9 protein-coding genes are annotated in these 12,799 nt (G+C 33.5%); all 9 read left to right on the top strand.

Going from position 1 to position 12,799, the window contains the following annotated elements:
- Positions 1 to 106 precede the first annotated feature (106 nt).
- Positions 107 to 469 carry a GxxExxY protein gene (locus ASE55_RS08635; RefSeq protein WP_056217966.1) on the top strand — a complete coding sequence of 121 codons (363 nt, stop codon included), beginning with the start codon at positions 107 to 109 and terminating at the stop codon, positions 467 to 469.
- A gap of 217 nt (positions 470 to 686) precedes the next feature.
- Positions 687 to 2,147 carry an N-6 DNA methylase gene (locus ASE55_RS08630; protein ID WP_056217963.1) on the top strand — a complete coding sequence of 487 codons (1,461 nt, stop codon included), beginning with the start codon at positions 687 to 689 and terminating at the stop codon, positions 2,145 to 2,147.
- Positions 2,147 to 4,060, top strand: a complete 1,914-nt coding sequence (locus ASE55_RS19875; protein ID WP_082474378.1) for a restriction endonuclease subunit S — start codon at positions 2,147 to 2,149, stop codon at positions 4,058 to 4,060. The genes ASE55_RS08630 and ASE55_RS19875 overlap by 1 nt, the downstream gene beginning before the upstream one ends.
- 24 nt (positions 4,061 to 4,084) lie before the next feature.
- Complete coding sequence (locus ASE55_RS08620; RefSeq protein ID WP_056217960.1) at positions 4,085 to 7,066, top strand: RNA-directed DNA polymerase; 2,982 nt, start codon at positions 4,085 to 4,087, stop codon at positions 7,064 to 7,066.
- Positions 7,067 to 7,150: 84 nt separating this feature from the next.
- Positions 7,151 to 8,986, top strand: coding sequence for a DUF262 domain-containing protein (locus ASE55_RS08615; protein WP_056217957.1), 1,836 nt, complete (start codon positions 7,151 to 7,153; stop codon positions 8,984 to 8,986).
- 80 nt (positions 8,987 to 9,066) lie between these two features.
- On the top strand, positions 9,067 to 9,834 hold the full coding sequence (locus tag ASE55_RS08610; RefSeq protein WP_056217954.1) for a LytR/AlgR family response regulator transcription factor: 768 nt from the start codon (positions 9,067 to 9,069) through the stop codon (positions 9,832 to 9,834).
- A gap of 131 nt (positions 9,835 to 9,965) precedes the next feature.
- Positions 9,966 to 10,853: a viperin family antiviral radical SAM protein gene (locus tag ASE55_RS08600; protein ID WP_082474377.1), complete on the top strand. Its 888-nt coding sequence runs from the start codon at positions 9,966 to 9,968 to the stop codon at positions 10,851 to 10,853.
- 16 nt (positions 10,854 to 10,869) lie between these two features.
- Positions 10,870 to 11,535 carry a cytidylate kinase family protein gene (locus tag ASE55_RS08595; RefSeq protein WP_056217945.1) on the top strand — a complete coding sequence of 222 codons (666 nt, stop codon included), beginning with the start codon at positions 10,870 to 10,872 and terminating at the stop codon, positions 11,533 to 11,535.
- Positions 11,536 to 11,872: 337 nt separating this feature from the next.
- The gene (locus ASE55_RS08590) at positions 11,873 to 12,148 is read left to right on the top strand and encodes a DUF1294 domain-containing protein (protein WP_056217943.1); all 276 of its coding nucleotides are present in this window, start codon (positions 11,873 to 11,875) and stop codon (positions 12,146 to 12,148) included.
- Positions 12,149 to 12,799: the final 651 nt, after the last annotated feature.

Genomic DNA, 12,799 nt, shown 5'->3' with positions numbered 1-12,799 from the left:
TTAGTTATATTGAACAGCGAATTTTACTGGAATAAGACATAAATCAGGTAATTTTGCAGTCCCAAAAATTTGAATTACGATAGGTAGAATTACAAAAATGCAAACGATGGAAATAAACGATTTAACCCACCGGATTATCGGTACTGCGATGGAAGTACACCGTGTGATGGGAAATGGTTTTCAGGAGGTTATTTATCAGAGAGCATTATCTGTTGAGTTTGGTTTGAGGAATATTGAGTTTGAAAGAGAAATGGAAATGTCGTTAGAATATAAAGGACAATACATCGGCACCAGAAGGGTAGATTTTTTCATAGAAAATAAAATAATGCTGGAAATCAAAGCCATCATCAAATTAGAGGATGTGCATCTTGCACAGGCTAAAAACTATCTGGAAGCCTATAATATCAATGACGGATTGCTTATTAATTTCGGAGCAAAGAGTTTGGAATTTAAGAGGCTGTACAGATAAAAAGTCTTGAACCAGGATTCACAGGATTGACCTGAATGAAGGATTTTTTAATCCTGTAATCCTGAGAATCAGGAAAATCATGGTTCAGATGATGAAAAGAATTAAGATTCGAAAATAAGAATAGAGATAAAAATAAAAAACAAAAAAATCAAGTAATCCCGCAAATCAGTAAAATCATGGTTTGAGACAATGGGAGTATCTTGATTAAATAAAATATATGAGCGCACAGGAAATAGCCAATAAACTTTGGAATCTTTGTAACGTACTCCGCGACGACGGGGTTACCTATCACCAATATCTTAACGAATTAACATACATTCTTTTTCTGAAATTATCTGAAGTAAAAGGCTTTGCAGATCAGATTCCAGAAGATTACCGATGGGCTAAATTTGTAGAGCAGAAAGACAATGTAGAAGCTTTTAGAATGTACCGTACTTTTTTAGCTACTGTAAGTAATGAGACCGAAAGCGCATCCATCAAAGATATTTACACCAATGCTTCTACAACATTGACAAAACCTGTCAACTTCAATACATTAGTTCAGGCGATTGATAAGCTCGATTGGTATGAAGAATCGGACCGTGATGTGATGGGCGATATTTACGAAAGCCTTCTGGAGAAAAATGCGGGAGAAAAGAAAAGCGGTGCCGGACAATACTTTACACCTCGTCCTTTAATTAATGTGATGGTGAAACTGATGGCTCCGAAATTGGGTGAAAAATGGAACGATCCGGCTTGCGGAACTTTCGGGTTTATGATTTCGGCAGACCATTATCTGAAAGAAAAATACGATTACCGATATACTTTGTCGGCAGACCAAATTAAATTTCAAGAAGAAAAAGCGTTTTCTGGCGTAGAACTGGTGGGCGATGCGCACCGTTTGGCTTTGATGAATGCCCGACTTCACGGATTGGAAAGTACCATTCATTTAGGAGATACCTTAACCAGCTTAGGCGAAAACCTGAAAGGTTACAACGGCGTATTGGCAAATCCACCTTTTGGAACGAAGAAAGGTGGTGAGAAACCTACAAGAAATGATTTAAAATACGTTTCCAGTAACAAACAACTGAATTTTCTGCAACATATTTACAGAAGTCTTATTGCAGACGGAACAGGTCGTGCAGCTGTTGTCTTACCAGATAATGTTCTGTTTGAAGATGGCGACGGACAGCGCATCAGAAAAGACCTGATGGAAAAATGCAACCTTCACACCATTTTGCGTTTGCCCACCGGAATCTTCTATGCAGCAGGTGTGAAAACAAATGTTTTATTTTTCACCAGAGGCAAAACCGAAGAAGCCAACACCAAAAACGTGTGGTTCTACGATATGCGTACCAATATGCCCAACTTCGGAAAGCGTACCCCGTTTACAGAGAAAGCATTTGATGATTTCATTACCGCTTACACTGGAGGTTTAGGCTTTGAAAATGTGGTGAAAGACTACGATGCTACCATAGACGAAGCCAAAAGAAGAAAAGTTGCCAACGAAAGATGGCAATGCATTACTTTGGCAGAAATAGAAAAGAAAAATTACAGCCTCGATTTAGGATTAATATCCGACAGCAGTCTGAGCAACAACGATGATCTTGGCGAACCGATAGATATTGCCAAAGACGCATTGGCAGAACTGCAAAGCATTACCGAACAACTGAATGCAATGATTAAAGAATTGAATTGATGGAGAAAGAATTGCCAAATAATTGGGTGGAAACTGAGCTTGAGAATATTTTTAATTTAGTGTATGGGAAGGGTTTATCTGTAAGTGAATTAACTGAAGATGGTTATAATGTTTACGGAGCCAATGGAATTATTGGAAAATATTCTAATTATTCTTATGAAAAATATAAAATAATAATTTCTTGTCGAGGAGCTGCAAGTGGAGCGATTCATCAAACTAATCTAAAATCATTTATCACAAGTAATTCGATTGTCTTAGATGAAATTAGTGATGAACTAATAAATCTTAGATATGTTAAATATGCAATGATTCAAGTTGATAAATCATCGGTCATAACAGGAACAGCACAACCACAAATTACAATACAATTATTAAAAGGCTTAAAATTTCCTCTATCGCCATTAGCAGAGCAAACCCGTATTGTAGCAAAGTTAGATTCTTTATTTGCGCAGTTAGAAAGCATCAAAACCTCAATGGCAAAAATACCGGTTTTATTGAAGAACTTTCGTCAGCAGGTTTTGACGAAAGCGGTGACGGGGAATATACTGCCATTTAAGCAATCTGAATTTTTAAAACTTAAAGATTTAGGAGTTTGGAAAGGTGGTGGAACTCCAAGTAAAGCTGTAACAGATTATTGGCAAAATGGTACAGTGTTGTGGATAACTGCTAAGGATATGAAAGGTTTATTTCTTTCAGATTCGATAGATAAAATTACAGAGCAAGCTGTTAAAAATTCATCTGCAATCTTAATTCCAAAAAATTCAATTTTAATTGTTACAAGAAGTGGGATTTTAAGAAGAATATTACCCATATCATCAAATATTGTTGAAACAACCGTTAATCAAGATTTAAAAGTTTTGATTCCTAATGACAGAGTTAATTATAAATTTTTGCTTTATTCTTTAAGAGGGCTAGAAGAAGACATACGTAATACTTGTATGAAAAGTGGTACTACTGTAGAAAGTGTAGAATTTCCATTACTTAAAGAATATGAAATTAACCTACCATCACTTCAAGAACAAAAAGAAATAGTTTTCCGCGTAGAAAGTCTATTTGCAAAAGCAGATGCCATAGAAGAAAAATACAAAAACCTAAAAGCCAAAATAGAAACTTTGCCACAGACTATTTTGCACAAAGCTTTCAAAGGCGATCTTACAGAACAGCTGGAGACTGATGGGGATGCGAGGGTTTTGTTAGAAGAGATTGTGGCGTTGAAGAATGGTGAGAAACCTAAAAAAGTTGTTTCTAAAAAGTATGTTCAGCCTGATGAAGAGGTTTTAAGAATTGTAGCAGAAGAAAATCCATCTTATCCCACTTTATCTACAAGAGATAAAAAAGTACAGCGTAAAATGCTGGCAACACATATTATCAACCAATCATTAGAAGATAAATCTTTTGGTAAGACGAAGTTTGAGAAGCTTCTTCATTTGGTAGAATGTCACATTTTGCAGAAGGACCTTAATCAAAATTATTCTGTGCAGGCAGCAGGTCCTTATGACGGTGGTTTTACAAAAACGTTTTGGGATGAGGTTTTAAAATCAAAATGGTTTGTCATAGAAGAACACGGTAATTTAAGAAGAATAGTTAGTGGAGAAAATAATGATAAATCGCTGAAAGATTATGGCTATTTTTCAGATGAGCAGAAAGAGAAAATCAACCAGTTGATTGAGGTTTTCAAATCTTATAACTATCAAGAACCTGAAATTATCTCAACCTTATATGCCGTCTGGAATAATAGATTAATTAGAAAAGAATCCATCACTGATGACCTTTTGAAGGAAGATTTCTTAAACTGGGATCAAGGTAAGGCAAAATATGCTGATCGACTTGATAAGGCTTTGGATTGGATGCGAGAAAAGAACATTGTGCCGAATGGTTGGGGAAAGGAGATAATGAGAGTTAAGAAGAAATAAAGTATTTTAAGCGAAATTTAAACCATGAATAATCTAAACGAATTTTCACGTAAAGAGTTATATTACGTTTACAGAAAAGTTAAACGAGATTTGTATTTTGAAAAAGACAGTATTCTTTTAAAAAAAATAATCGAATTTGAGGATCACTTAGAGGAGAATATTGAAATTCTGTATGATATTCTTTCAAGTAAAAATCTCAAAAGAGTTATATCTAATTTATCTGTTGGAAGCATGACCTTTTTTTTTAAAAAGATTGACTTTACTGATGGTAATCGTTCAAAGATAATTGCACCTAAAACGATAGAAAACGCAAGAAAGAGTCTTTTTAATATTAGAAGTGTTGAATGTCGCTTTATTGGAAATATTGACATTTTTTTCCAAATGGTCGGAGGATTATGGATTAATCGAATTGGATATCAGATAGATGAACTATTATCTTCTAATGTGTACGGATGTAGACTTGAAAAAAATAATAAAAAGATTAATCAGCCGTATTATAGACAAAATAGTAATCTTTATAAACCATATTTCACCGATTATAAAAACTGGCAGAATAATTTATTTAAAAAGGTTGAGCAGAGTGAGAAGGACATTGTAGTTATCACATCAGATTTACGTAAATACTATCATACAATTGATATAGACTATCTGAAGTTGAAGATTGATAAATTGTTATCATCTTCAGAAGTTATGACTGATGGATTTGATATATTTATTAATGAAGTATTATTTAATCTTATCAAAAAATTTAATTCAAAAAATAATAAATTTTATTCGCACTTTGATCAAAATGAAGAAAAATCTCAAAATGGTTTGCCATTAACATTAAATGTTTCAAAAATTTTAGCAAATTTTTATTTAAAAGAGTTCGATCAAGATATTGTAGATAATGTCAAACCATTATATTATGGAAGGTATGTTGATGATTTTATAATTGCCGTTGAAGATACTGAAGATCGCGAAATAAACTTAACCACCATACTTGAACGATTAGAGAAGCATGACATTGTTGAAAATACAATTATTGAAAAAAAAGATAATAATAGAAAAATTGCACTAGGAGAATTTAACATTGATAAGGAGAAAATTTTTTTATTTAATTTCGAAAAAGATAAAACAGAAATAGAGCACCTTAAAAGAGCAGTTAATAAAAACTCAAGTGAATGGAAATTAATACCAGATACATCAGAGTATGATGCTATTGATTCTTCAGATTTTTTTAGTGACTCTAATAAAGAGTGCGAAGAAGTAGATAGTTTACGTAAATCTACTGGTATAACTTTAAAAAGAAATAATTTTGTAAAGGAATTAATTGGCTTTGAAAATAATATTAATTTGTTGACCCAAGAATATTGGTCCAATAGATTAGACAAGTTTTTAGAGCTTATTTATGAATATGTTTTTGATTTAAAAAATTTTATAGACTTATGTAAATTTATACCAAGATTATTTGGAATTCTAATACACTCAAATAATAAAAAACTGCACATAAAATATTTTGAAAGATTGCATGAGGTTACTTTATTTTTAAGTGAAAGTGTCAATAATCCCCTCGAAATTGATTTAGCAACAAAATTTATCAAGGACAAAATTGTAGAAGTAATTATAAGTAGTTTATCTCTTATACATTCAGATAATAATTTTATAGTTAAAATGATGAGTATTTATTTAGATACTTTTTATTTAGAGGATGACTTAGAATACAAAGTAAAACAATTTTTCAATTGTGATTTACATAGAATTCCATATAAAGATTGTTATTTTAGATACGATGAATATGTTAGTTATTTATCTGAAAACATACAGCAACTCACTGATGAATTAGTAGTTCATAACTTTTTTTCATATAAAAGTATCGAATTCGTAGCAAATAATTTACATTCCACTAAATGTGGATGTAAGTATGAAAAGTGTGATGAGGAATGTAGAATTATTACTAAATCATCAGGATTCTTTTTTTACACGCGAAGGATCAGTTTATTGGAACTCAGTATTGCGTTTAAGAATAAAATTATCACTGAATCCGAAAGTTTTTCTGATTTAGCAGCGAGTTACAACTACAAGATTTCATCTATACATGCAGATAATTCTGTACCTCATCAAAAAGATGGATGTTACTTTGTTGATTTTGATAAAAAAAATCAAACTATTAATTCACTTATTAATCCAATCATTGCGACAACACATTTCTTGACAAACTACTCGTCATATGATGCTGTTGTACGACAGATTTTAGATACCGACCTGCATAGAACTGATCGTATAATTAGTTTGGTCAATAAAATCATTCATAGCAAACAAAAAATTGATTATTTAGTTTTTCACGAATTAGCACTACCAAGAAATTTATATGTTTTAATAGCAACAAAATTAGGTCTAGCAGGTATTAATTTGGTAGCAGGCTTAGATTATAAAATAAATTCTCCACTGAGAGAAGTAGATAATCAATTAATATATGTTTTAAAAAATTTAGATGGTTCTATAAATCAAAGTATAGCATTATTTCAGTCTAAATTAATCGGAGCTGTACATGAAATTGAAGATATTAGAGAAAAGGCCAATTTAAGAATTGAACCATTGTATAAAGAAAAATTAATTATTAGACATAATGGTTTTGTATTCAGTGGTTTAATTTGTAACGATTTATTATATATAGATAATAGATCTGTTTTAGTTGGTGAGGTTGATAATCTTTTTGTGATCGCCTGGAATCAGGATACTGAAACGTACGAAAATTTAGTAAAATCATCATGTTTAGATATACATAGTTTTGTAACATTATGTAATAATAGGGTATATGGTGATACAAGAATAAGAGCTCCATATAAAGATAGCTGGAAGCGAGATATAATGAAAATTCATGGAGGTATTAATGATAGTTATATTGTTGGTGAGTTAGATATTAAAGCTCTACGTGATTTTCAAACAAATGTTATACCACCTAAGAGACCATTTAAGCCTTTTCCTATAGGCTTTGAGATTTCAACTAAAAGAAGATTATTATGATTAATTCGGAAAAATATAACGTTATATAATTGCCAGAAGTTGGAGTAAAAAATAAATTAAGAATAACCTAAATTTTAACTTACAATGGATATTTCACCAGACAAACAAAACATTGACAGTGTTTTTTCAAATACAACTTATTTTATTGATTTTTATCAAAGGCAGTATAAATGGAATGAGGAACCAGTAAAAAGACTATTAGAAGATGTTTTTTACCGTTTTAACGAAGAATATAAAAAGTTTAAGGACTCAGATATTCGAATAGATCAGTTAATTGATAAATTCTCTTGGTATTATCTCAATACTTATGTTACAAACTTAGTAGAAGGCAAATTATTTGTTGTTGATGGTCAGCAAAGATTAACAACTCTAACATTAATTCTTATCAAATTAAAACACCTATCAGAGTTGCACAAGTCTGATTTAATTGATTGGATTAAAAGTAAGATTATGGGAACTTCAGGATTCAAAAAAGAATTTTGGATGAACCATACCCTCCATATCACTGCAATGCAAGATCTGTTTGATGGTAAAGACCCAAATGAAATAGACACTTCATCAGGTGTTACGGCAAAAAATATGGTTAAGAATTATATTGAAATCTCAAAATGGCTGAATGTGCTTGACGATAAAAAAGAATTTGAAACTTTTGTCTTCTATTTTCTACGAAGATTAGTATTAATAAATCTTGATGTTAAGCAAACTGATGTTCCAATGGTTTTTGAAGTCATCAATGATCGAGGTATAAAACTGAAACCCTACGAAATTCTCAAAGGCAAACTTCTAGGGCAGATTGATAAGGATGAACTTGTGTCATTAGATTTTAATGAGATTTGGGATAATCAAGTCAAGTTAATTAATAGTTTCAAAGAAGATGAAATAGATGAGTTTTTTATCTATTTTCTTAAGGGTAAATTATCAGAAACGAGAGGTCTAGCCCAAAAATTTGATAAAGATTATCATCGTGTAATGTTTGAGGATGAATATAATCAAACTTTAATGTTAAAGCATAATCCAAAAGGCGTAAAAACATTTTTATTAAATGATTTTGTTTATTATACAAATATTTACGCAAAAGTTTATAACTATTACAGAGAATTTAATGATAATCAACCATATGTTTTTTATAATAATCTTACAGACATGAATTCGCAATTTTTGCTAATAATGTCTGCCTGTGTTCTTAATGATCCTGATGAGGAGCAAAAAATATTTTCCATAAGTAAAAATCTAGATAAGTTATTTTGTCTGTTACAATTACAGAGAGGCTATAATAGTAATTCTTTTGCTACTGGTATTTATAAGCTAAGTTCTGATATTCGAAATCAATCACTAGAAAAAATACAAGAGGTTTTTGATAACTTTTTATTACAAGAGCTTTCAAATCAAAGACAATTACCTGTAGAAAATAAATTAAATTACAACTTATTCAGAGAAACAGGTATTGACTTGGATAAAAGATTTAAAAGATATTTTTTTGCCAGAATAGAAAAATTCATATCGTCCAACACGAAGATGGAAATGAAGCAAACTTTTTATAACCTTGTTCAGAATACTGGTGCAGTTAATGGTTTTCATATTGAGCATATTTTATCTTATAACGCAGAAAATTTACTACTGTTTGATAATAATGAAGAAGTTTTTGAGAGAGAGCGTAATCGATTAGGCGGATTACTCTTATTAAAAGGATTGGACAATATTTCTAGTAATAATGAAAATTTTAAAAAGAAATTGAAATCATATTCTAATACATTGTATTGGAATGAAACTTTAAGAGCAGATTCATATAAATCAAAATTAGATTTCTACAAGATGATTAATGTTTATAAATTGAACTTTAAGTCATATGACCAATTTGGAGCAGAGGAATTAGAAGAAAGACATAAACTGTTGTTTGATATTGCCAACATTATTTGGTAACAATGATATTTTGCAATAAGATCAGCTATAGTAATAGAATTAATTTTTTATAAATTTTGCAAATCAATTAAGAAACATAGATGACCCACACTTACCGCATCGCCCTCCTCGAAGACAACTCTAAGCATCTGGAAAAGCTGGAAGCTTATCTCAATAAGATTCCAAATGCGAGGATTGTGCTCAGGAGCAGGTCATCCGACCATTTCTTTGAGCAGCTTGGAACAGTACAGGCACATCCCGATATTCTGGTGGCAGATCTGGATTTGGGCAACGACAGCATGACGGGGATGGAAGTCGCGCAGGAACTGAAAATCCCGGTGTTCTTTGCAAGCATCAATACCGCCGATTATATTGAGCATATCGAGCACCTGAAACGCGATGCGGAAATTTGTGTAGATCATATCACCAAGCCTTTTACGGAAGAGCAGTTTGTTAAAAGCTTTACCAGGTTCCTTCGGGAAGTGGAACTGTTCTCCGGGCTCCGGTATGTGTACCTTGATTTCAACAGAACCAAAAAGAACCGGATCCTGATCGATGAGATCGTATATCTCTGTGCCGATAAGCAGGCCGGATCTGAATCCAACAACAAACAGATCCACTTCATTAACCGGAAGCCTGAAAACCTCGTCGACTTTTCTTTTTCCAGGATGGAAGAGAAGGGCCTGCTGACAAGCCAGTTTGTAACCATCCATAAATCTTTCCGGGTGAATAAAAGGCACATCCGGTGTTACCATAAAAAAGAAGAAACGGTGGAGATCAGCCTTTTCGGTGACAACGGTAAAATAGAGTCCCGCCATTTGCCGGTGTCTGAAAATTATCAGGGTGCCCTGAAAAAAATCTTAGGCTAAGCCGCTCTCATTCCTCATAAAAAACTTTTTGTTCCTGCGTTTCCGGTGATATTTCCGGAAACGCATTTTTATTGTTTTCCGGATGTTGTTTTGCTTATTACTCAGTACAACAAAAAAACAGTAAAATAACAATGACAACACCTTTTGAGGGGAGGATCCCTTCAGTAAACTATCACCTTTGGGAACCATGTAACATGAGATGCAAATTTTGCTTTGCCACTTTTCAGGATGCGAAAAAAATACTCCCGAAAGGGCACCTGGCAAGAGAACAGTCTGTAGAGCTTGTCCGGCAGATCGGGATATCCGGATTTGAGAAAATCACTTTCGCCGGCGGCGAACCCACACTGTGTCCCTGGATTTCAGACCTGATCAGCACCGCAAAGGACAGCGGGATGACCACCATGATCGTTACCAACGGGACCAGGCTTGATGATGATTTCCTGATGAGAAACCAGGGGAAATTAGACTGGATCATCCTGAGTATTGACAGTATAGATGACGGCATTAACATCAGTTCCGGAAGGGCAGTGGCAGGAAAAAGACCTCTGACTGTTGAATTTTATAAAAATCTTATTGACCGCATCAAAGACTTTGGCTATCAGCTGAAGATCAACACGGTAGTGCATCAGCTGAATTACCGGGAATCTTTAACGGACCTGATACAATATGCTCAGCCTGAACGGTGGAAGGTATTTCAGGTGCTGCCGATAAAAGGTGAGAATGACGAGCATATCGATGAATTTGTAATCGGTAAAGAACAGTTTGATCATTTTATAGCTGCTCACCGGTCTTTTAAAGATGAAAACATCATGGTTACCGAAGATAATGCAGAAATGAAAGACAGCTATGTGATGATCGATCCTGCCGGCAGGTTTTTCACCAACAAAAAAGGGCTTCAGGAATACAGTCGGCCAATCATGGAAACGGGAGTTGAAAAGGCTTACGGACAGATGGATTACAATTATGAAAAGTTTATTAAAAGGGGCGGACTTTATCAATGGGAAACACAGCCGGCTTAATCATAGAAATATTAGCATGAAAACAAAAATTACACTATCCGGAGAAGTGGCTTCCGGGAAAAGTACAGTGGGCAGATTATTGGCAATGCAACTGGGCTATGATTTTATTTCATTAGGGAACATAATAAGGGAACGAGCAGAAAGGGAAGGACTGAACATTATTGATTTTCAAAATAAATGTACAGGGAATCCGGTACTGGATCAGGAAATTGATGAGGAATTCTCATCGTACTGCAATGCCGGAGACCATCTGGTAATGGATTATCGGCTGGGTTTCAGGTTTATTGCGGATGCTTTCCATGTCTTTCTGAAAATCTCTGAAGAAAAGGCAGTGGAAAGGCTTAAAAAAGCCAACCGGCCGGATGAAACGTTCAGGACCGTTGCAGAACGCAACAGATTTTTTAAAAGGCAGTTTGTAAATTCGTATGGCATTGATTATACGCTGGAATCACATTATGACCTTGTTATTCATATTGATGATATGACAACACCGCAGGAAATCGTAAACTATATTATAACACAATTAAAATTAAAAAAAATGAAAAAGAAAATTGATCCGAAAGACAATGAGAGCAACATTAAAAATCCGAATAAGGGTGAGAAAGGTACTAATCTACAGTATGACCAAAGCCAAGGTGACCGTGGAAAGCAAATGAACCCTAACCAAGAAAAACAAAAGTAACAATTTTAGAATCCTGAGTATGAACTCAGGATTTTTTATTCTAAGTAATCTTTGATTTCAACTTATAACAAACCGGCTTTAATACTTTATAGCCTATAGTAAGTTTTAAACCATTAATAATGTATTTTTGTGAAACCTGATTATTTAAAAATTGAGTTGAAGCTGCGGAACAGGTCGATTCAAATGGTAAAACATTAAAATACAGCAAACTATTTGAACACTTAGCTAAGATCGTCTCTTCTTAAAAAAGCTGGAAGTTGGCAAAACTGTTGTTAAAATATCCCCTTACATTTACAAATCTCTAATTAGATTATTAATCCCGGAAAATTTAAAATACATGGCCTTAAAATACTACCTCATCATCATAACCCTCCTTACATTCCTGTCATTCGGATGGGATAAACGGATGGCAAAAAACGGGCAGCGCAGACTATCCGAAAGTGTGTTGCTGATCCTCACATTTTTGGGAGGTACTTTTGGAGCATTGCTCGGGATGACCTTTTTTAAACACAAATACGCAAAAAAAACATTTATCCTCAAATTAATTCTGGTGGTTGGTGTACAGTTGGGTCTTATTTTTCTTTTAAAAGAACATCTGACGGATCAGCAATGAGTAATTTTTTATTTATCCTGAATAAGTTTTTCCAGCTTTCCGATCATTTCTTTTTGTTACTGAAGCATGGTTTGACTGCGTCGAATCTTCGATTTCAAGACAAAAGAATATGTGAATTAATAACACTGACTTCTCGATACATTTTTCTTCGCTACGCTCCAAAAAACACTCGAAGAGACGGTGGCGGTTCAGCGATCGACAGGATTGTTGTTTGGCCTTAACTGACCATTAAACTTTCAGCGTTAAGCAAATTGAAAGAGCGGGCCACCAAAAAAAGTTTAGTGTTTGAAGCGCGGCGGTAATAGTGATCAACAGGCCTATATTAAATCCGCGCGAGTTTAAACTTTTCAGCGCCGGCTCAATTTGTAGCGTTAAGAAAGTTTTGGGTCTTGATCTTTTGGTTCGTTTTGCATCAAGGCAAAATGAACAAAGAATTAGATTTTTGATTCGTTTTGCATTAATGTAAAACCTAACGAAGTGGTTCGACTGTAAGGAGTCAAATGAACATTTTATATAATTTTCTTAACAAGCATATGAACTGACAGACCGTCACTTCGATTTCTATGACATATGCAACTTATTTTCATAGACAGAATTGTTTTTTATTAGGGCATAAACTCTATGGATGATTTTATTTCTAATTGCATTCAA

The organism is Chryseobacterium sp. Leaf201, from assembly GCF_001421435.1.
Taxonomy (GTDB): domain Bacteria; phylum Bacteroidota; class Bacteroidia; order Flavobacteriales; family Weeksellaceae; genus Chryseobacterium.
The sequence above is the reverse complement of the archived record's forward strand: the minus strand, read 5'-3'. Positions and strand labels throughout refer to the sequence as shown.